The organism is Ruegeria sp. BB9 (assembly GCF_056539345.1).
This window is the reverse complement of sequence record NZ_JBQFUU010000002.1, coordinates 538,362-558,623: the sequence shown is the minus strand read 5'-3', so window position 1 is coordinate 558,623 and position 20,262 is coordinate 538,362. Positions and strand designations below refer to the sequence as shown.

Here is a 20,262-nt window from a genome sequence, read left to right as displayed (position 1 = left end):
TGACTCGGGCGGCCGGTTGCGGCCTTTGTCTTGGCCAGAGAGGTAAGGTGCCATGCAGAACAGATTTGACCAGGAGCTGGAGGACCGGCTGGTTCGCTACGCTGCTATCGACAGCCAGAGCGACGAAAACTCACCCACCACCCCCAGCACGGAAATCCAATACGACATGCTGAACCTGCTGCGGCAGGAACTGACCGAAATGGGCGCGCAGGATGTGACCATGACGGACTATGGCGTCGTTCTGGCCACCATTCCGGGCACCGCGCCGGGGCCGACTATCGGCTTTCTGGCCCATGTGGACACTGCACCGCAGTTCAACGCGACCGGGGTCAAGCCGCGGGTCATCAAGGGCTACAATGGCGGCGACATCACCTTTCCCGACGATCCGTCGCTGGTGCTGTCCCCGGCCGAGCATCCCTATCTGGCCAACAAGGTCGGCGACGACCTGATCACCGCCTCGGGCACCACGCTGCTGGGCGCCGACGACAAGGCGGGCGTGTCGATCATCATGACCATGGCCCGGCACCTGTTGGCCGATCGGACAGTCGCGCACGGACCGATCCGCATCGCCTTTACCCCCGACGAGGAAATCGGCCGCGGTGTGACCGAGGCGCTTCCCAAGGATCTGGGCGCCGACTTCGCTTATACGCTGGATGGGCAGCAACTGGGCGAGATCGAATACGAGAGCTTCTCGGCTGACCGGGCGGTGATCAGGATCGAGGGCGTTTCGATTCACCCCGGCCTGGCGAAGGACAAGATGGTGAACGCGACCCATCTGGCGGCCAAGATCGTGCAGACGTTGCCGCAGGCCACCATGACCCCCGAAGTCACCGACGGGCGCGAAGGGTTCATCCACGTGACCGACCTGAACGGCGGCTCGTCCGAGATGGAGATCAAGCTGATCCTGCGCGATTTCGAGATGGACGGGCTGGAAGCCAAGGGCGAACTGGTGCGCAAGGTCTGCAACGCGGTTCAGGCCAGCGAATCGCGCGCCAAGATCAGCGTCGAGATCAGCCACCAGTACCGCAACATGCGCTATTGGCTGGAAAAGGACATGACACCGGTGGATCTGGCGCGCGAGGCCTGCCGGGACATGGGGATCGATCCGGTCTCGGTTCCGATCCGCGGCGGCACCGACGGGTCGCGCCTGACCGAATTCGGCACCCCCTGCCCCAACATCTTTACCGGGATGCAATGCATCCACGGGCCGCTGGAGTGGATCTCGGTCCAGGACATGGCGGTGGCGACCGAGCTGTGCCTGAAGATCGCCTCAAAGGCGACGCAGGGGGAAAGCAACAGTCGAGGCTGAAATTCGCGGGGCGCGAAGTTTTCTGTTCCCCGTCCCGGACGGAACGATACATTGCCCGCCAACACCAGTTCAGGAACCATTGATGCAGCGTTACGAATACAAGGTCGTCCCGGCCCCCAAGAAAGGCACCAAAGCCAAAGGGGTCAAAACACCCGAGGGCCGGTTTGCCGTCACCATCGAGCAATTGCTGAACGAGTTGGGTGCGAAAGGCTGGGAGTACCAGCGCGCCGAGCTACTGCCCAGCGAGGAGCGGGTCGGCCTGACCGGAACCGCGGAAAACTGGCGCAATGTTCTGGTGTTTCGCCGTGCGGTCGAAACCGAAGTCGCCAACGACGACGTCGCCGCACTCCTGACCCCGCCAGAAGAGGATGACACTCCTCTGGCACGGCCGGTTCCTGGCCCGGACGATGCGGCTGAGGCCGGTCAAGTCGAGGCTCCGGCCCGCATCGCGCAGGATCACGACGACCCGCCGTTGACGCTGAAACCGGCCAAGTCAGAAGATGCCCCCAAAGCGGATGCCGAGGACGAAAAAGAAAAGCCCGACAGCTAGGCTCAGACCGCGTCAGGCCGGCGCGGCACCATAGGCGTTTTCGGCCTGCTCGCTGGGTTGAATGTAGAAATACAGAAGGATCAGCGTGCCGATCAGCGGAATCAAACCGATCAGGATCCACCAACCGGACCGCCCGGTGTCATGCAGACGTCGCACGCCCACCGCGATGTTCGGCAGGATCACGCCCAACGAGACTAGCCACGACAGCGGTTGACCGGCTTCCGAAGCGAAAGCATCGAACCCCAGCAAAGGCGCCACCACCGCACCGTCTATCAACTGTGTGACAACCAGCACCAAAAAGAGCGCCAACACCCACCACCAGAACTCGGAGCGCGGCGCGCGCCCCTGAAAGGTTGCGTATTTTGACAGCACCGTACGAACGGCGTGGCTCATCTGTTCCATAGTTTCCTCCGCGCAAATCACGGGAAACATAGCAGACTATTGGAAAAACCGACAATAATCGGAAAAGTCGGGCGGAAGGCTTCAATCACCGATGTCCAAAGCCAGGGCGTGGATGCGCGGAACGATGTCGCCCAGGGCCTTGTGAACGGCCCGGTGGCGCGCAACGCGGGACTGCCCCTGAAACGCGGCAGCGCGAATGCGGACGTTAAAGTGGCTTTCGCCGCCTTCCTGAAACCCTGCGTGGCCGCGATGGCGTTCACTGTCATCCACGACTTCCAGTTCACGCGGGTTGAACTCGGCCTGCAGTCGCTGGCGGATTTCGTCGGTCACGGTCATTTTTGCGCTCAGCGGCAAATATTTTGCCGCGCCCCTCTTCTACTTTCGATCACTTAGATTAAACTGCTGCCTCCGAGTCGAAAAGACGCGTTCATGAGGATGAGCATATGGTGAAATCAGATCCCTTCGGATTCGACATGTCGGTGTCCAGCGCCAAGAAGAAAAACCCGCGCGGGCGTCGGGGCATGTCGGGCGCGTCCGAGACCTCGACCCGGGTCTGTGACCACGAAGGATGCCAGGAAGCCGGCAAGTTCCGCGCGCCCAAGGCACCGGATGTGCTGGACGACTTTTTCTGGTTCTGCCAGCAGCACGTGCGCGAATATAACCAGAAGTGGAATTTCTTCGACGGCACCACCGAGGCCGAGTTGAACGCCCAACGGTCGAAAGACAAAGTGTGGGAACGCGAAACCAAGCCCATGGGCGACCCCGAGGCGCGGGCCTGGGCCCGGCTTGGCATTGAAGATCCGCATCAGGTTCTGGGCGAAAACGCGACCAAGAACCCTGGTCGGGCCGCAACAGGCCGTCGCCTGCCGCCTACTGAGCGTCGTGCGATCGAAATCCTCGAAGCCAAGGACACTTGGACCAAGGCCGAGGTTCGCAAAGCCTACAAAAAGCTGATCAAGGTGCTGCACCCGGACATGAACGGCGGCGACCGCAGCCAGGAAGAACAGCTGCAGGAAGTCGTCTGGGCCTGGGATCAGATCAAGGACAGCAGGAACTTCAAATAGCGGTTTTAGTGCGCGAACGTATCGCGTAACGCAGCAGCTTCGGGGCGTTTTAGGCAACGTACGCGCGTTTGCTCAAAAGCGGATGCCGCGTTTCGCAGTTCGGGAAATAGCACACGGAGTTCCTCGGCATCTTCCCGATCGAAGGACATCACCGCCATTTCACCTAAAAACAAACTTTCAGTTGGCAAACCATTCGACAACAGTATCGCGTGGCGACAGCAAGCAATATGGTAGTATGTAACGGGATCATAAGTATTTACTTGGCGAATTGTATGATCGTTAACGAGATGAACTGCCGCGGCGAAAACTTTTGGCTCTCCAAACAGCAACTCTGCGCGCCAACCCTCCACGACAATCCTATGTTGTGGAGAAACGTACAAATCTCGGTCAGGCAGTCCTTTTCCGAATGCACCTTTCTGAATGCAAACCGGACGTAACTGGGGGTTTCGCTTCAAAGCTTCTGCCTGCAGGGTCTTCTCTCCGATCCACTCGATGCGTAGCAGTTCACCACTGGAAGCACGCACTTTGTCACCAACAGCGAGTTCCTCAACAGCGCGACAGCCACTTTCAGTTTCAATCAATGTCCCTTTCACGAAACACGGCACCGTTCCAGCGGGCAACCTAACGGTTACCCCAATCGAGGCATTGTTGCCATTTCCAGGCCCGCTGGAGGCACTGACGATCAAACTCAGAGTTGTATTTGGGGGAACAATAACCCCCGGCTGCAGGTCCACTGTTAGTAAACCAGCACTGGAAATCGTAACCGAGTAATCTGAAGGGGAAAGAAGTCCGTCATCTGTTACAGATACAAACCAAGACGCTGGCTTGCTGGAGTTGTAGTCCACAGAAAATGTGTCCGTGTTCGGAGGAAAGAAAATCCTCGTTGGACCGGTAATTACTAAAGCCATGGCAACCTTTTACTTAAACTAAGTCCGAAATAGTGTACCACCTCCACAACACATTTCAATATCTGCACGTGACGAGCCGCAAGTTGTGACGATTTCTTGTGGCATTTGCCCGAGGTCACTTTCCCGTTCGCCGAAAGTGTTGCCCTGCCTAGTTTCTACACGTCCTTAGGATGACGCTGAATCCAGAAACTGCCATCTCGACGTCTGGTATTGCCACCTGGCAGTTCTGGCTCGCGACTAGCCAAGAATTCTGCTGTGTGCTTGAGCAACTTGCAAAAAGCCCCATGAGACCATTTTTCATATGTCTGATAAGGTCATTTTCAACATTTGGATTATTGAATGCTTACCTGCATACAGCATTTCCGACACATGGATCGGCATGTGCGTCCGAACAGGCCGCAGTGCCTTTGTTGACAAACGCGGCTTGACCTGCACCTGGTACGCGTCGCGACCAAGGATCGCCCGCGCGTCAATAGGGCCAGTTTGAAAGAAAAACCTGCTCACCTTTCCAAGGGGGCCGCTTTCCCTTGCCCTTATCTGCAATATGTTGCACCACACACGGGTTCAAACCCGGCAAAACGGGCCAAAGGATAAGGACAAGGCGAATGGCTGACGGATCGACCGATATCAACGCAAAACCCACCGAAGAGATCTCGGTCCGTGACGTGTTCGGGATCGACAGCAATATGTCCGTCAAAGGGTTCGCCGAAAGCAGCGACCGCGTTCCGGCAATCGACCCTACCTACAAGTTTGATCCCGAAACCACGCTGGCTATTCTGGCCGGGTTCACCCACAACCGCCGGGTGATGATCCAGGGCTATCACGGCACCGGTAAATCGACCCATATCGAGCAGGTTGCTGCGCGACTGAACTGGCCTGCCGTGCGCGTCAATCTGGACAGCCACATCAGCCGGATCGACCTGATCGGCAAGGATGCGATCAAGCTGCGTGATGGCAAACAGGTGACTGAATTCCACGAAGGCATCCTGCCCTGGGCGCTGCGCAACCCTGTGGCCATCGTGTTCGACGAATACGATGCCGGCCGCGCCGACGTGATGTTCGTGATCCAGCGGGTTCTGGAGCATGACGGCAAGCTCACCTTGCTGGACCAGAATGAGATCATCACGCCGAACCCCTATTTCCGCCTGTTCGCGACCGCCAACACCGTGGGTCTGGGTGACACCACCGGCCTGTATCATGGCGTTCAGCAGATCAACCAGGCCCAGATGGACCGCTGGTCGCTGGTGGCGACGCTCAACTACCTCAGCCACGACGCCGAGGTGATGATCGTTCTGTCCAAGGCGCCGCATTACAACACCGAAAAAGGCCGCAAGACCGTCAGCCAGATGGTCACCGTTGCCGACCTGACCCGGACGGCGTTCATGAACGGCGATCTGTCGACCGTGATGAGCCCGCGTACCGTTATCAACTGGGCGCAGAACGCCGAGATCTTCCGCGACGTGGGCTACGCCTTCCGCTTGTCTTTCCTGAACAAATGCGACGAGTTGGAACGGCAGACCGTTGCCGAGTTCTATCAGCGTTGTTTTGATGAAGAACTGCCGGAAAGCGCGGCCAGCGTGAGCCTGGGTTGATGGCATCGATTGCGCCCAGATTGGGCGCAACGCCCCCGGCGGGGACATCGGGGACCAGATGAAGACGGGGTCCGGTCACTTCGACCGGGCGTCGGGCCTAAGGGCGTGAGTGAGGGCTGATAGATATGGCGCAGAAGAACGACAACCCTGCTGATCCGTTCAAGAAGGCTCTGGCCGAGGCGACCAAGGTCATGGCCGATGATCCCGAGTTGTCGGTAAGCTATTCCGTCGACCCGTCGGGCCTGTCCGGAGACTCGATGCGCCTGCCGCAGGTGTCACGCCGAATGACACGCGAAGAGGTTCTTTTGGCGCGGGGCACCGCAGATGCCCTGGCGCTGAACCGTCGCTACCATGACGATGCGACGCATGCACGATATGCGCCTCCGGGAGATATGGCGCGCGACCTCTATGAAGCGATGGAAACCGCCCGGTGCGAGGCGATGGGCGCCCGGGACATGCCCGGCACGGCTTCGAACATTGACGTCAAGATCGGTCACGAGGCGTTGCGGCGCGGCTATGACCAATGCAAGCAACCCTCCGAGGCACCGCTTGCGGTGGCGGCGGGTTATCTGATCCGTCATCTGGCGACCGGGCGTGATCTGCCCGCTGCAGCCGAGAACGTCATGAACCTGTGGCGCGGGTTCATCGAGGAACAGGCCGGCGGTGTGTTGGAGAATCTCGACGAGGTGCTCTCGGATCAGGCCGAATTCGCCAAATTCGCCCGCCAGATGATCAAGGATCTGGGCTATGGCGACCAGTTGGGTGACGACCCGGACGAACTGGACGAAGATCAGGAAGATCAGGCCGAGGAAGACGCCGAAGAACAGCCCGATCCGGACAGCACCGGCCAGGACGACCAAGACGACCAGGACGCCGACGCGACGCCCGAGCAAACTCAGGAAGAGCAACAGGATCAGTCTCAGGCGCAGGTCTCGATGGACGAGATGGCCGAGGACGAGATGGGTGAAGAAGCCGAGATGCCCGAGGGCGAAGCGCCTTTGGAGCCGCCTGCCCCTCCGCCCGCCTCCGAGGCCGATCCGGACTACATGGTCTACCTGAACACACATGACGAAGAGATTGCGGCCGAGGACCTTGCCGAACCCGCCGAACTGGAACGGCTGCGCGCCTATCTGGATCAGCAGCTCGAGCCGCTGAAGGGCGCAGTAAGCCGCTTGGCCAACAAGCTGCAGCGCCGCCTTCAGGCACAGCAGAACCGCAGCTGGGAGTTTGACCGCGAAGAGGGCATTCTGGATGCCGGTCGGCTGGCGCGGGTGGTAGCCAACCCCACGACACCGCTCAGCTTCAAGGTCGAGAAGGATACCGAGTTCCGCGACACCGTGGTGACGCTGTTGCTGGACAATTCTGGCTCGATGCGTGGACGGCCGATTTCCATTGCAGCGATCTGCGCCGATGTTTTGGCCCGCACGCTGGAACGGTGCAACGTGAAGGTCGAGATCTTGGGCTTCACGACGCGGGCATGGAAGGGTGGACAAGCGCGTGAGGCGTGGCTCAACGACGGCAGACCGCAGCAGCCCGGCCGCCTGAATGACCTGCGCCACATCGTCTACAAGGGCGCCGACGCGCCTTGGCGCCGCGCACGGCCCAACCTTGGCCTGATGATGAAAGAAGGCCTGCTGAAGGAAAACATTGACGGCGAGGCGCTGGAATGGGCCCACCGCCGGATGTTGGCGCGTCGTGAACAGCGCAAGATCCTGATGGTGATCTCGGATGGCGCTCCGGTCGATGATTCAACACTCAGCGTGAACCCCGCCAACTACCTTGAGAAGCATCTGCGCGATGTCATCGCCATGGTCGAAAAGCGCAAGATGGTCGAGTTGCTGGCCATCGGCATCGGCCACGACGTCACCCGCTATTATGATCGCGCGGTCACGATTACCGATGTCGAACAGCTGGCAGGAGCGATAACCGAGCAATTGGCCGCGCTGTTCGACAGCGACCCGCGCGCGCGGGCCCGCGTGATGGGCATGAAAAAGGCCGGATGAGGCCGGTCTTGCCTCCAGCGAGAGCATTTAAAAGAAAGGTGAAGGCAGGCGACCAAGACCTGTAGTGAGCCGAAGGAGAAGCAGATGTTCCAGTCTTTCGAAGTCACGGCGCGGCCCGAACAGGGGCCGCCACGATTGGCGGCGTTGCGCACAGAATTGGAGCGCGAACGACTGGATGGCTTCATCGTTCCGCGTGCCGACGCGCATCAGGGCGAATATGTAGCCGCCCGCGACGGGCGGCTGGCATGGCTGACCGGGTTCACCGGTTCTGCCGGGTTCTGCGTTGCGCTGCGAAGCGTGGCCGGCGTATTTGTGGACGGACGGTATCGCACTCAGGTCAAGGCGCAGGTGGCGTCCGATTTCACGCCGGTACCGTGGCCAGACGTAAGCCTTGCGGTGTGGTTGAAGCAGCAGTTGCCCGATGGAGGGAAGGTGGCGTTCGATCCCTGGCTGCATTCCGCCGGACAGATCACCACAACCCGGGCCGAGCTGCAGAATAGCGGGATCGAGTTGGTTCCGTCAGAAAATCTTGTGGACCGCATCTGGTCCGACCAGCCACCACCGCCAATGAACCCGGTCAAGGTGCACCCGCTGGAATTTGCAGGCGAAAGCGCCGAAAGAAAGGTCTCGCGGCTGGCCTCGGCGCTGGCTCGAAACGGGAGGTCGGCTGCCGTCATCACGCTACCGGATTCGATCATGTGGTTGCTCAACATCCGCGGGTCAGACATTCCGTACAACCCGGTTGCGCATGGGTTTGCGATTTTGCAGGCCGACGGGCACGTGGACCTGTTCATGGCCGCAAAAAAGCTGAATGGGATGGACGAGCATCTGGGGCCGCGGGTTTCGATCCACGAGCCCGACGCGTTCCTGAACGCTGTTGCGGCGCTTGAGGGCGCGGTGCAAGTGGACATGGGAACTCTGCCGCAGGCCGTTGCCGATGTGCTTGGCGACCGGGCTGTGGACGGCGGCGACCCCTGCGCCCGGCCCAAGGCCTGCAAAAACGAAGCCGAAATTGCCGGCAGCGCCGCCGCGCATCTTCGTGACGCCGCCGCAGTGATCGAAACACTGTGCTGGCTGGATGCCCAACCACCTGGCAGCCTAACCGAAACGCAAGTGGTCACACGGCTGGAGGAGAACCGGCGGCGCGACAATGCGTTGCAGGATATCTCGTTCGACACCATTGCCGGCACCGGGCCAAACGGCGCCATCATGCACTACAGAGTGACCGAGGAAACTGACAGCCGGCTTGAGGACGGTCATATTCTGGTTCTGGACAGCGGCGGACAGTATCTGGATGGCACCACGGACATCACCCGGACGATCCCCATCGGCACGGTGGGAGACGAGGAAAAGACCTGCTTTACCCGGGTTCTGAAGGGAATGATCGCGATGTCGCAACTGCGCTGGCCCGTTGGCCTGGCCGGTCGAGACATCGAGTGCATCGCCCGGGCACCTTTGTGGGCCGCGGGCCAGGATTTCAATCACGGCGTCGGTCACGGTGTCGGCGCATACCTGAGCGTTCACGAAGGGCCACAGCGCTTGGCGCGGGTCAGCCACGTTCCGCTCGAGCCCGGGATGATCCTGTCGAATGAACCGGGTTACTACCGCGAAGGTGCCTTCGGCATTCGGATTGAAAACCTGCTGGTTGTTGAGGAAGCCCCCGCCCTGCCCGGCGCAGATCCCGAGCGCGCGATGCTGTGCTGGCGGACACTGACATATGTCCCCATCGATCGACGCCTGATCGTCGTCGACATGCTGACCAGTGCCGAGCGTGATTGGCTGAACGCGTATCACCGGGACGTGGCAGAAAAAATTCGGCCAAGACTGTCACATGCCGCGCAACTGTGGTTGGATGCCGCAACCGCGCCCTTGTGACACCCGTTTGTCACATAGTGTGGGCATAGGCGAAGGCCTGAACACAACGAGGCCGCGAAGACGAGGGAAGGAGCAGACATGACAGATTACATCAAGATCCGCAAAGCACCTGGCAAGTGGTGCGTCAGGTCCGGTGGCGCGATTCTGGGCGAAACGTCCAACGCCCTGGAATTGTTGGAAGGCGATCTGGCCCCCGTCATCTACTTTCCGCGCGCAGACATCGCGATGGCCTTTCTGGACAAGACCGACAAGTTGACCCATTGCCCGCACAAAGGCGATGCCACGCATTACTCGATCGTCAACAAGTCGAGCGTGACGCAAAACGCGGTGTGGAGCTATGAAGATCCAATTCCCGCCGTTGCCGAAATCAAGGGCTACCTTGCGTTCTACCCGCTGGAGTCGGTGAAGGTCGAACAGATTTGAGGGTCGGACAAACCTGGCCCTCAACTACGTCTGTCAGAAACTGTAGCTGTATCCGAGAATGAGCGAGTGCGAAGAGTAGCGGCCATTCGTGAGATCTGTCGGAATGAAAACTTGGGTCGTGGTGAAATCAAGATCGCCGGTCGTCTTGTAGCGGTACCCGATGTCAATGTTCCCGCGTTCCCCTACCTGAAAGCGTCCGCCAAACCCCAATTGCCCCGCAATGGCGGTGTCACTGTCATCGACCAATGTGACGCCAGCACCGGACTGACCGTCGTGGGACACGCGCGCAAACCCGAGCCCGCCACCAACATAGGGCTTGAACCTGCCCTGTACCGGGACGTCATACCAAAGGTTTGCCATTCCGAAGGTCGCATCAAAGCTTCCGTCATACTGAGTAAACGGGCGACCGATTTCCTTGGCATCATTCGAAGCATATGAAAGTTCGAACTCGGCCCGTAGATTTGACGCGAAACGTAGTCCGACGGCCAGACCGTAGGTTACTCCATTGTCGGTTGTGATGGTGCCTTGGCCAACCACGACCGAAGGAATTGTCTGGAAAAAATCAAAATCATAGTCGCCCATATCGGTGATACCGAGAAAGCCGGTCACATACGGAGCCTCCTGCGCCCGCGCGGGGACAGCACCAATCATCGAAACCGCAACCACGACAGTCAGCAAAGAAGACCGTTCGAAAACCATGTTTACACCTCAATCAAAGTGGCTATCAGGAGTACTTCTTCAATCAGGCTAGAATGCTCCCACTTTTTGACAAGGTATCAAAATCAAAGAGAAACCCTCAGTGGCTCGCCAGCCACTGCTGCGTCATGAGTGTTCCTCGGCAGCTGTTGCGGCCAGTGCACGGTTGTACGCCTTCAATGCGTCCACGTGGTACAAGGCTCCGACCGGGTTCTCGACCCCGTCATCATCCCGAACAACCACCGGGAGCCAGGTGATTCCGTCTCGATCGAAATACGGCATTGCCGCCTCGAGGGTTGCGCTGGCCCGGACGCAGAGGCCCTGCTCGATCATCTCCTGAACCTCTTCCCTGCTTGCCGTATTCGGATCTCCCAGCGGTCGCATCACGGCCCCGGCGCGCAGCATCGCCAGCAAATAAGCCTGTGGCCCGGCGGCCAAATGCACCCCGCGGCGCTCGAGCTGGGTCAGGAAGAAGGACCGGTCCACAAGGCGGGAGGCCAACGCCGTGGACATCGACACCGAGACCATCACGGCAAGCCCGATCTGCCAGTCTCCGGTCAATTCAAACACAATCAACGTGGTCGAAATCGGAGCGCCCAGAACCGCCGCCGCGACAGCACCCATGCCGGCAAAGGCATAAAGCGTATGCGTGCCCGAAACGCTTGGCAGAAGGCCTGTGGCGATCAGGCCAAAGGCAAGGCCGGTTAGCGCGCCGATCATCAACGACGGAGAAAACACCCCGCCGCCCATACGACCACCCATGGTTATGGCCACTGCCACGGTTTTCATCACTGCAAACAGAATGGCCGTGGTCAGCACCAGATCTCCGGTCAGGGCACGGATGGTCGTCTCGTATCCGACGCCGATGATATGCGGGAACCACACCGCCAGCACGCCCAGCATTGCGCCGGACACGGCGGGTCGCAGCCAGCGCGGCAGCGACAGGCGCGCCTGCACGTGATTGCCAAAGTCTTCGGCAAAAAAGATCGACCGCATCAGCAACAGCGAGACCAGCCCACAGATCAGCCCAAGGATCAGAAAGGCCGGAAGTTCGACGTAAAATTGCAGGGATCCGGGCGTATCCAGGACAAACTCTGTCACATCGCCATATGCCAGCCGGTTGATGACGGTGCCGGCCACCGACGCGATCACGATCGGAGCGAATGCGTGGACTGCAAAATGGCGCAGCACGACTTCCAGCGCGAACAGCGCTCCGGCGATCGGGGCGTTGAAACTGGCCGATACAGCGGCGGCCACTGCGCAACCCAGCAGGTCGCGGCCGGTTATTCCATCCGCATTGATGCGCTGGCACACCCAGGTCGAAATCACGCCGGCCATGTGCACGACAGGTCCTTCCCGGCCCGTCGACCCGCCCGTGCTGAGTGTGATCAGCGAGGCGAAAAACGACGCGACCCCGGCCTTGGTTTCGACCCGGCCATCGCTGATCGCGGATCCTTCGATCACATCGGCGACAGACCGAACTCTCCCGTCATCGGTAAAACGGTGCAGGATGATCCCGACGACCAGCCCTCCAACCGTGGGGATTGCCAAAATCCAGGTCCAGTGCAGTTTCTCCGCAAAGCTGTGCAAAAACAGGATGTCATCGGTCTGATAGACCAGCGCTTGCAGAGCCGTGATCCCCTTGCGAAACCCCAAAGCCATGAAGCCCGCCGTGATCCCGATCACCAGCGCGATGAACCAGAACTGGATCTGGCTTGGCCCGCGGTGCCGCAGCACCCGCCACGCGTCCTTGAGCGCGGCCAGGGCCTGGTTGAGCTGAGTGCGCAGGACGGTTCGGGTTGATTGTGTCATAGGGCTTTGTGGATAAACAGGTATCCCTTACTAAGCCACGCCGGGCCCTTAGAAAAGTCGGCTGACAAGATATTGAAGGCAAGTGTCGCCGCCCGGCTGCATCAGGCTTGCAACAACGAACGGGCGGCCGCGCGGGCTTCTTCCGTGATGACGTCGCCCGAAACCATGCGCGCGATCTCGTCGATACGGTCCGGTTCGGACAGCGGCAGGACGGTCGACAGGGTTTGCCCGTCGGTCACGTGTTTCTGAACCCGCCAGTGATGCGCCGCGCGGGCCGCGACCTGCGGCGAATGGGTTACCACCAGCACCTGCCCACCCTGCGCCAGCGCCGCCAGCCTGCGGCCCACGGCGTCCGCGGTGGCGCCACCCACCCCGCGGTCGATTTCGTCAAAGATCATGGTGCGGGTGCTGTCGTCGCCCGACAGGCACACCTTGAGCGCCAGCAGAAAGCGGCTGAGTTCTCCACCCGAGGCGATCTTGTTCAGCGGACCCGACGGCGCGCCCGGGTTGGTGGCCACGGTAAAGGCCACGGCGTCCTGCCCTTCGGGTCCGGGGTCGGCGGGCGTGATCTGGGTTTGGAACACCGCACGCTCCATCTTCAGCGGCGCAAGCTCGGCCATCACCGCCGCGTCCAGCCGGCCGGCCGCCTCGTGACGCAGAGCGCCGAGCGCCTCGGCGGCCGCGTCATAGGCGGCCTGCGCGGTCTGAACCGCAGCACGGCGGTCGGCCAGGTCAGCGTCTCCGGCCTCAAGCTGGCCCAGACGGGCGCGCAGCGTGTCGGCGAAACCGCTCAGGTCATCGGGGGCCACGTCATGTTTGCGGGCCAGTGCGCGGATGGCAAACAGACGTTCTTCGGTCTGCTCCAACTCGACAGGGTTGAAGTCCAGCGCCTCAAGGCAGGCGGTCACGCCGTCCTGCGCCTCGCCCAGTTCGATCAGGGCGCGCCCCAAGGCGGCGATCGGCTCGTCCAGCTGGCCCTCGGCCCGGTCGGCGACACCTTCCAACCAGCGCACGGCATCCGCCATCGCCCCTTCGGCCCCGTCACCGCCCAGCAGGGCAAAGGCGCGGGCCACGTCGTCGCGGATGCGCTCGGCCCCCTGCATCATCCGGCGGCGGGCGTCGAGCTCGGCATCCTCTCCGGGTTGCGGATCGAGCGTGTCGAGTTCACCCACGGAGTGCCGCAGAAATTCCTCTTCGCTGCGCACGGCGGCCACAGCGGCCTCGGTCTCGGCCAGGGCCTTGCGGGCGCGTGCCATCTCGGCCCAGGCAGCGCGTACGGCGGCCAGTTGCGGCTCGGCCCCGGCATAGACGTCCAGCATGGCGCGATGGCCGCGCGGGTTCAGCAGGCCCCGGTCATCATGTTGGCCGTGCAGTTCGACCAAGGTTTCCGACAACGCGCGCAGCACCTCGCCCGAGCATCGGCGGTCGTTGACCCAAGCGGTTTTGCGCCCCTCGGCAGTGTTGACGCGGCGCAGGATCAGTTCCGACCCGCCGGGTAAACCAGCCTCGGCCAGGATCGCATGGGCGGGATGGCCCTCGGGCAGTTCGAACTCGGCCACGACCTCGCCCTGCGCAGCCCCCTGCCGGACCAGTTCGGCCCGTCCGCGCCAGCCTAGCACGAAGCCCAGCGAGTCGAGCAGGATCGACTTGCCCGCGCCCGTTTCGCCGGTCAGCGCGTTCAGGCCCGGCTGAAAGGTCAATTCCAGCCGGTCGATGATCAGCATATCGCGGATATCAAGGGCGCGCAGCATCGGGTCGTCAGCGTCCCAAGCCTGTGACCATGGCGACTACAACCACTGGCCCTTGATGGTCTGGCGGTAGATCGTGCTGAGCCAGTTGTTGCCGCGGCTCTTGAGTTCAAGCCCGCGCGAGGTCAGCAGATTGTAGGCCGCATCATACCATTCAGACGACTGGTAGTTGTAACCCAGGATCGCGCCGGCCGATTGAGCCTCGTCGACCAGACCCAAGGCCAGATAAGCCTCGACCAAGCGGTACAGCGCCTCGGCTGTGTGGCTGGTGGTCTGGAAATCCTCGACCACAACACGGAAACGGTTGATGGCCGCGGTATAGTGATCCTGACGCAGGTAGTAGCGCCCAATCTCCATTTCCTTGCCTGCCAGATGGTCGAAGGCCAGATCGAATTTCAGCACCGCCGAGGTGGCGTATTCGCTGTCGGGATAGACCTCGATCACCGTGCGCAGCGCCTGCAACGCCTGGAAGGTCAGGCCCTGGTCGCGGCCGACCTCGTCGATCTGGTCATAATAGCTGAGCGCCAGAAGGTATTGCGCATAAGCTGCGTCTTCGTCGGTTGGGTAGAAGTCTATATACCGCTGCGCGGCTGCGCGGCTTTCCTCATACTCCTTGTCCGAGTGGAACGCGAAAGCCTGCATGATCAGTGACCGCTTGGCCCAGTCGGAATAAGGATAAAGCCGTTCGACTTCGGAAAAGTACCAGGCCGCATCTGCGGGACGATTCTGAGCAAGCTCGTATTCGCCACGGGTGTAGATCTGCTCGGGCGTAAAGCCTTCAAGGTTCTGGGATTTGTCCGCGCCCCTGTTGCCAAACAGGCCGCCTGCGTTGCCGCAGGCCGTCAAAGTAGCTGCCAGAAGAATCGCGCCCGCAAGCCTGACTGCCGCTTTGGTGCCAACCATACCGCCCATCCTAGTCGTCTTGTCTCTTTGGGTAACCCCGGATTGAGCTTTGGTCTAGCACATAAAATTCCGGTGCAAAACGCCTTATCGGCCCCGCGACCGATTTGTCGCCGGGCCGTGCCGGATCAGGCAACTTCGGGGATTTCGTCCCAGACCAACCCCTGCCCGGGCAGTTGCGCGGCTTGTTCAGGCGTACACAGCACCGGGCGCACGGCGCCAGGCGTTTCGAACAGCTTGCGCAGCAATGTGTTGGTCATGGCATGGCCGGATTTCTCGCCGACGAAGTGACCAAAGATCGGGCCGCCGGCCAGATACAGGTCTCCCAACGCGTCCAGCATTTTGTGGCGCACGGCTTCATCCTGGTGACGGAAGCCACCCGGTGTCAGCACTTCGGCCCCTTGAACAACAACCGCATTCTCCAGTGTGCCGCCCAAGGCCAGACCGTTTTCGCGCATCGCCTCGACATCGGTTCGGCGGCAGAAGGTCCGGCAGTCGGACAGTTCCCGAGCAAACGACCCGTTGCGCATATCCAGGATCTTCGACTGGCTGCCGATCGCAGTGTCTTCGAAATCAATGTGGAACTCGATGATCAAACCGTCTGCCGGCCGGATCGACGCACGGGCACCTTCCCGCTCGGCCACGACCGGCTTGAGGACCTCATACGCCAGAACCGGGCTGGCCTGACGGCGAACGCCCTTGGCGATGATACCCCGCACGAAGTCGATCGACGAACCGTCCATGATCGGAACTTCGGGTCCATCAATCTCGATCAATGCGTTGTGGATCCCGCACCCTGCCAGCGCGGCCATGATATGCTCGACGGTCGACACCGAAACACCAGCGTCATTGACCAGGCGCGTACACAGTTGGGTTCTTTCGACCACATCGTAGATGGCCGGGATCAACGCATTGCCCAGTTCGATATCGGTCCGCTTGAACCAGATCCCGTGACCGGCAGCCGCCGGTTTAAGAACCATCGTCGCGGGCTTGCCGCTGTGCAGACCCACGCCTTTGAACGTGATCGAAGATTTGAGCGTCTGTTGCAAATTGAACCTCGGTGAGCGGTGTCCAGCCTTTTTCGGCTGTGTTGCACCCTCAGTTAAGGAAGCGCGGGTCAAGGCTCAACTCACTCTTTGCAACTGAATGAAACAGTTCTGCAACAGATCGGCAAAACCCTGCTTACTGGCACTTAAACGTTTGCACCAAAAGGAAAAAGGGCCGCCTTTCGGCAGCCCCGTGAGTGGATATTGTTACCGCGATCAGTTGGCCTGACGGCGCAGGAAAGCCGGAATTTCGATCCGCTCCTGCTCGGGATCGACCTCTTCATGCGAGGGTGCCGTGGCGTCAGTCTGGCGCATCGCAGGCTGTTGCCGGGCCGGTTGAGCGGGGGTATCCGGGGCGTGCCCAGTCATCCGGTCGATCAAACGGTTGAACCCGAACCGCGGCCGTTCCTCGGCGGCGGGCTGGCGCTGCGGCGCCGGTTCCTGCGGGCGCGACGCGGTCAGACGCTGGGCCGAAGTCGGTACGTTCTGAACAGCTGCCTGCAGCCGTTCCAGCGCGGCAGGCGAAGGCGTTCCAGGAGTATGCGGCACCTGTTGCGGCTGATAGCTGTCCGCCGGGCGTTCGACCGGCTCGGGCTGTGGATCGAACTCGGCGCTGCGCGGCTGGTAGGCCGGAGGAGGCAGCCCGTCGTCATCGTCCTCGACAGCCTCATCGGCGCCGTGACCGAATTGCAAAGTCGTGTGCGAAGGCTCTTCGGCCGCTTCAAACAGAGACGGTTCGCGCGGAGCTTCGGGCTGCGGAGCCGGTTCAGAAACTTCCGCCGCGACCGGAGCCGGCTGTGCTGCTTCTTCTTCCGCCGATACGGTACGGGTCAGAGGAGCGGACATGGACCGGCGCGGAGCCGGCGCCTCGGAGCCGCTTTCGCTGGCATCGATGCCGGTTGCCACGACCGAGACGCGCATCTTGCCTTCCATCTCGGGATCCAGCGTCGAGCCGACGATGATGTTGGCCTCGGGGTCCACTTCCTCGCGGATGCGGTTGGCGGCCTCGTCCAGTTCGAACAGGGTCAGGTCATGGCTGCCAGTGATGTTGATCAATACGCCCTTGGCGCCCTTGAGGCTGATTTCGTCCAGCAGCGGGTTGGCGATGGCCTTTTCCGCAGCCTGGATGGCTCGATCTTCGCCCTCGGCCTCGCCTGTACCCATCATGGCTTTGCCCATCTCGTCCATCACCGCGCGGACGTCGGCGAAGTCGAGGTTGATAAGGCCCGGACGCACCATCAGGTCGGTTACGCCCTTGACGCCCTGATACAGCACGTCATCGGCCATCGAGAAGGCCTCGGTGAACGTGGTCTTTTCGTTGGCCAGACGGAACAGGTTCTGGTTGGGGATGATGATCAGCGTATCGACGACCTTCTGCAGCGCCTCGACACCGTCTTCGGCCTGACGCATGCGCTTGGCGCCTTCGAACTGGAACGGTTTGGTCACTACGCCCACGGTCAACACACCCAGTTCACGCGCGGCTTGCGCGATGATCGGAGCGGCGCCGGTGCCGGTGCCACCGCCCATGCCGGCGGTGATGAAGCACATATGCGCGCCGGCCAGGTGATCGACGATCTGTTCGATGCTTTCTTCGGCGGCGGCGGCGCCGACCGATGCGCGGGCACCCGCGCCCAGACCCTCGGTCACCTTGATGCCCAACTGCACCCGCGCCGACGAGCGGCTTTGCTGCAGTGCCTGCGCGTCCGTGTTGGCCACCACGAAGTCAACGCCGTCGAGTTGTTTTTCAATCATGTTGTTGACGGCGTTTCCACCTGCACCGCCTACGCCAAATACCGTAATCCGAGGCTTGAGTTCGTCGTGCCCGGGCATCGAAAGATTCAATGTCATGCTCTGTCCGCCTGTATTTATGATCCCGCAAAGCGGTGTTTTTCTTGCCTATCCGCTTGTGATTCTACCTTTCCAAACGTCAAACGTCACGCCAAAAATCGCGTGAATCCACAAAATATGGAAGAAATAAGGCGGTTTTTCGCGGCATTTCGCCCGACTGCGCAAATCTAGCGGTTCAGGGCGGACAGACCACCACACACGCGAAAACCCCCAGCCTGATTTGGCGGGTGCGATGCTGGACATCCTGTTCAAACTGCGGCTGACTGCTCGGGTCCTGCCGACGAGCCTCTGACGGGCCTTGTCGATATTCTGAGGGATAAATCCCTGCACCGCAACCGGAATTTTCAGCTGATGGGAACGGAAGGACAATCCAGGCCGTCGTCCGAAAACCCGCTGACTTCCTGGATTTCGCCATCCCCCAGCCGCGCGATCCTGACCAGCAACCGCCCATCATGCTCGAATGGCCACCAGCATACCGGGCCGGGCTCGGTGTCATAGAGGAAGCACAGCTTGCCGTCCGGCGTCGTGATCCGGCCATGGACGCAGCCCTCGCCCTCTCGCCGCCAGACCGAGCGGGTTGGGCTGAGGAACTCCTCGGTGCCCACAAGCATACCGCTGGTCAATTCGTGGAACGTGACGGTTTTCCCGACCACCGCGTCCAGGAATGCTTCGGGCGAGATACGGGTCTGCGCGACAGCCGCAGCCGGAACCCAGGCTGCGCAAAACACCGCAGCCCGGAGCAGGAACCTACCAGTTGTCACGGAACCAGCGCACGGCACGCTTGAATGGCCGTGCTGCGTAGGTATCGACCGGGATTTCAAAGTCCCACCATTCATCCTGCGGATGCGCCGCAAACAGCGCAAGACCAACCGCCGACGAGAACCCCGGGCCTGTCGCAGATTGCGGCAACCCATGCACACGCAGCGGTCGGCCCAGACGCACCCGCTGACCTAGTATCCGGCTGGCCAGCCCATCCAGACCGGGGATCTGACTGGCTCCACCGGTCAAAACGATCTGTTGGCTTGGCATATGTTCGAACCCTGCAGCGTCCAGCCGAACGCGGACTTCCTCGAGGATTTCCTCGACTCGCGGGCGCATGATGCCGATCAGCTCGGCACGGCTGACGGTACGCCGGTCGTGTTCCCAATCCCCAGTGTCGCCGCCAATGTCGATCATGTCGCGGTCATCGGCTCCGGTGGCGTGAACCCCGCCATTGAAGGTCTTGATCCGCTCGGCGACCGAGGCGGACACACCAAGCCCCATAGAGATGTCACTGGTGACGTGATCCCCGCCCATGCGGACACTGTCGGCATAGATCATGTGCTTTTTGATGAAGATCGAAACGCCGGTGGACCCACCGCCCATGTCGATACAGGCCGCTCCAAGTTCCTGTTCGTCTTCTACCAGCGCAGAAATCCCCGACACATAGGCCGAGTTCGCGATGCCAGCCAATTCCAGGTCGCACCGCTTGACGCAACGAACGATGTTCTGAATCGCAACCGCATCGACCGTCAACATGTGCATGTCGACCGCAAGCGTCTGCCCCATCTGCCCTCGCGGGTCGATCAAGCCAGATCGGTTGTCCAGAGCGAAGTTCACAGGTTGTGCATGCAGCACCTCGCGCCCTGACCCATAGTCCGGGACATCGCACGCGTTCAGGACACGACCGATCTCGGCCTCGGTCACCAGCTGACCGTCCAGATCCACCTGCGCATCCAGCCCATAAGACCGAGGGTTTGCCCCCGAGAAACAGGCGATCACATGGTCTACCCGGATATCGGCCATCTTCTGAGCGGCCTGCAGCGCGGTGCGGATGGCGCGCTCGGTCTCCTGCATGGCCGTGATCTCACCAAAGCGCACCCCGCGCGATCGGGTCGTCGCCGCACCGATCACCCGGAACCCGGTCTGCCCGGCCATGGACCCGATCGAGTTGTCCTCGCTGAGCCGCGCCGACCCATCAAAACGCAGCACAAGACAGGCGATCTTGGAACTTCCGACATCCAGGATCGCAACGACACCGCGTTGCATGGCCTGTCTGCGCATCTGGCGCATTGCGCGTTGAGACTGATAGAGATCCGTCATCATC

At 61.1% G+C, this 20,262-nt stretch carries 18 protein-coding genes; 7 read left to right on the top strand and 11 right to left on the bottom strand.

What is annotated here, in order from left to right; all coding sequences use genetic code 11:
• Positions 1–52 precede the first annotated feature (52 nt).
• Both pepT and ACR0FC_RS10180 read left to right on the top strand, forming a co-directional pair.
• Positions 53–1,309 carry a peptidase T gene (gene pepT, locus ACR0FC_RS10185; protein WP_170340322.1) on the top strand — a complete coding sequence of 419 codons (1,257 nt, stop codon included), beginning with the start codon at positions 53–55 and terminating at the stop codon, positions 1,307–1,309.
• A gap of 82 nt (positions 1,310–1,391) precedes the next feature.
• Positions 1,392–1,859: a DUF4177 domain-containing protein gene (locus ACR0FC_RS10180; protein ID WP_170340321.1), complete on the top strand. Its 468-nt coding sequence runs from the start codon at positions 1,392–1,394 to the stop codon at positions 1,857–1,859.
• A 12-nt stretch (positions 1,860–1,871) separates the two neighbouring features.
• On the opposite strand, the gene ACR0FC_RS10175 is transcribed toward ACR0FC_RS10180, so the two are convergent.
• Both ACR0FC_RS10175 and ACR0FC_RS10170 read right to left on the bottom strand, forming a co-directional pair.
• Positions 1,872–2,261 carry a DUF805 domain-containing protein gene (locus tag ACR0FC_RS10175; RefSeq protein ID WP_170340319.1) on the bottom strand — a complete coding sequence of 130 codons (390 nt, stop codon included), beginning with the start codon at positions 2,259–2,261 and terminating at the stop codon, positions 1,872–1,874.
• Positions 2,262–2,342: 81 nt separating this feature from the next.
• A complete protein-coding gene (locus ACR0FC_RS10170) occupies positions 2,343–2,597 on the bottom strand; it encodes a BolA family protein (RefSeq protein ID WP_093964863.1) in 255 nt (84 codons plus the stop codon).
• Positions 2,598–2,704: 107 nt separating this feature from the next.
• Here ACR0FC_RS10170 and ACR0FC_RS10165 point away from each other — a divergent pair, with 107 nt between their 5' ends.
• Positions 2,705–3,325: a J domain-containing protein gene (locus ACR0FC_RS10165; protein WP_093964862.1), complete on the top strand. Its 621-nt coding sequence runs from the start codon at positions 2,705–2,707 to the stop codon at positions 3,323–3,325.
• A gap of 5 nt (positions 3,326–3,330) precedes the next feature.
• Here the strand turns inward: ACR0FC_RS10165 and ACR0FC_RS10160 are convergent, their stop codons facing one another.
• Positions 3,331–4,233, bottom strand: coding sequence for a Hint domain-containing protein (locus ACR0FC_RS10160; protein ID WP_170340317.1), 903 nt, complete (start codon positions 4,231–4,233; stop codon positions 3,331–3,333).
• Between the two features lie 605 nt (positions 4,234–4,838).
• On the opposite strand from ACR0FC_RS10160, the gene cobS reads away from it, so the two are divergent.
• The 4 genes from cobS (at position 4,839) to ACR0FC_RS10140 (ending at position 10,126) form a co-directional block, all read left to right on the top strand.
• The gene (gene cobS, locus ACR0FC_RS10155; RefSeq protein WP_093964859.1) at positions 4,839–5,825 is read left to right on the top strand and encodes a cobaltochelatase subunit CobS; all 987 of its coding nucleotides are present in this window, start codon (positions 4,839–4,841) and stop codon (positions 5,823–5,825) included.
• Between the two features lie 125 nt (positions 5,826–5,950).
• Complete coding sequence (cobT, locus tag ACR0FC_RS10150; RefSeq protein WP_170340315.1) at positions 5,951–7,828, top strand: cobaltochelatase subunit CobT; 1,878 nt, start codon at positions 5,951–5,953, stop codon at positions 7,826–7,828.
• A gap of 84 nt (positions 7,829–7,912) precedes the next feature.
• On the top strand, positions 7,913–9,703 hold the full coding sequence (locus ACR0FC_RS10145) for an aminopeptidase P family protein (protein WP_170340312.1): 1,791 nt from the start codon (positions 7,913–7,915) through the stop codon (positions 9,701–9,703).
• A gap of 78 nt (positions 9,704–9,781) precedes the next feature.
• Positions 9,782–10,126: a DUF427 domain-containing protein gene (locus tag ACR0FC_RS10140; protein ID WP_170340310.1), complete on the top strand. Its 345-nt coding sequence runs from the start codon at positions 9,782–9,784 to the stop codon at positions 10,124–10,126.
• A 33-nt stretch (positions 10,127–10,159) separates the two neighbouring features.
• On the opposite strand, the gene ACR0FC_RS10135 is transcribed toward ACR0FC_RS10140, so the two are convergent.
• The 8 genes from ACR0FC_RS10135 to ftsA all read right to left on the bottom strand — a co-directional run bounded on the left by ACR0FC_RS10135 (position 10,160) and on the right by ftsA (position 20,258).
• The gene (locus tag ACR0FC_RS10135; protein WP_170340308.1) at positions 10,160–10,825 is read right to left on the bottom strand and encodes an outer membrane protein; all 666 of its coding nucleotides are present in this window, start codon (positions 10,823–10,825) and stop codon (positions 10,160–10,162) included.
• Positions 10,826–10,948: 123 nt separating this feature from the next.
• Entirely contained in the window at positions 10,949–12,634 is a 1,686-nt protein-coding gene (locus ACR0FC_RS10130; protein WP_170340306.1) for a chloride channel protein, read from the bottom strand.
• A 101-nt stretch (positions 12,635–12,735) separates the two neighbouring features.
• Complete coding sequence (gene recN / locus ACR0FC_RS10125) at positions 12,736–14,385, bottom strand: DNA repair protein RecN (protein WP_170340304.1); 1,650 nt, start codon at positions 14,383–14,385, stop codon at positions 12,736–12,738.
• 36 nt (positions 14,386–14,421) lie between these two features.
• Positions 14,422–15,285, bottom strand: coding sequence for an outer membrane protein assembly factor BamD (locus ACR0FC_RS10120; protein ID WP_170340303.1), 864 nt, complete (start codon positions 15,283–15,285; stop codon positions 14,422–14,424).
• Between the two features lie 125 nt (positions 15,286–15,410).
• Entirely contained in the window at positions 15,411–16,331 is a 921-nt protein-coding gene (gene lpxC, locus ACR0FC_RS10115) for a UDP-3-O-acyl-N-acetylglucosamine deacetylase (RefSeq protein ID WP_093964852.1), read from the bottom strand.
• Positions 16,332–16,544: 213 nt separating this feature from the next.
• A complete protein-coding gene (gene ftsZ, locus ACR0FC_RS10110; RefSeq protein WP_170340301.1) occupies positions 16,545–18,176 on the bottom strand; it encodes a cell division protein FtsZ in 1,632 nt (543 codons plus the stop codon).
• Between the two features lie 344 nt (positions 18,177–18,520).
• Positions 18,521–18,904 (bottom strand): hypothetical protein, encoded by a 384-nt coding sequence (locus ACR0FC_RS10105; RefSeq protein WP_367646650.1) that lies wholly within the window; start codon positions 18,902–18,904, stop codon positions 18,521–18,523.
• A gap of 19 nt (positions 18,905–18,923) precedes the next feature.
• Entirely contained in the window at positions 18,924–20,258 is a 1,335-nt protein-coding gene (ftsA, locus tag ACR0FC_RS10100; protein WP_170340546.1) for a cell division protein FtsA, read from the bottom strand.
• Positions 20,259–20,262 lie beyond the last annotated feature (4 nt).